This is a genomic window from Microbispora sp. H10836 (assembly GCF_012999525.1).
In the GTDB taxonomy this organism is placed as follows: Bacteria; Actinomycetota; Actinomycetes; order Streptosporangiales; family Streptosporangiaceae; genus Microbispora.
The window spans coordinates 1-509 of the sequence record NZ_JABBWU010000091.1 but is presented as its reverse complement, the minus strand read 5'-3'; the positions used below and the strand labels follow the sequence as shown (position 1 = coordinate 509).

1 protein-coding gene is annotated in these 509 nt (G+C 68.8%); it reads left to right on the top strand.

Annotation, left to right across the window (positions count from 1 at the left end; genetic code table 11):
• Window positions 1–21 precede the first annotated feature (21 nt).
• Window positions 22–509: PHB depolymerase family esterase (locus HHX30_RS40435; RefSeq protein ID WP_249351075.1), on the top strand; the 488-nt coding region annotated here is incomplete at its 3' end.

Genomic DNA, 509 nt, shown 5'->3' with positions numbered 1-509 from the left:
AACAACCCGACCAACCTGAACATGTACATCTACGTGCCCGACAGGGTCGCGGCCCGGCCGGCGCTGCTGGTGCTGGTGCACTACTGCAGCGGATCCGCCAGCGCGATCTTCAACGGCAACGGGCACGACTACGTCACCGCCGCGGACCGGTACGGCTACATCATCGTGGTCCCCGAGGCCACCCGCAGCGAGAAGTGCTTCGACGTCTCCACCCCGGCCGCGCTCAGGCGCGACGGCGGCAGCGACTCCACCGGCATCATGTCGATGGTCTCCTACGCCCGGCAGCGCTACAACGTCGACCCGGGCCGGATCGTCGTCAGCGGCTTCTCCTCCGGCGCGATGATGACCAACGTCCTGGCCGCCCAATACCCCGACGTGTTCTCGGCCGGGTCGGCGTTCTCCGGCGTACCGGCCGGGTGCTTCGCCACCACCAACGGCTCGCTGTGGAACAGCCAGTGCTCCGGCGGGCAGCTCATCAAGACCGCCCAGCAGTGGGGCGACCAGGCGCG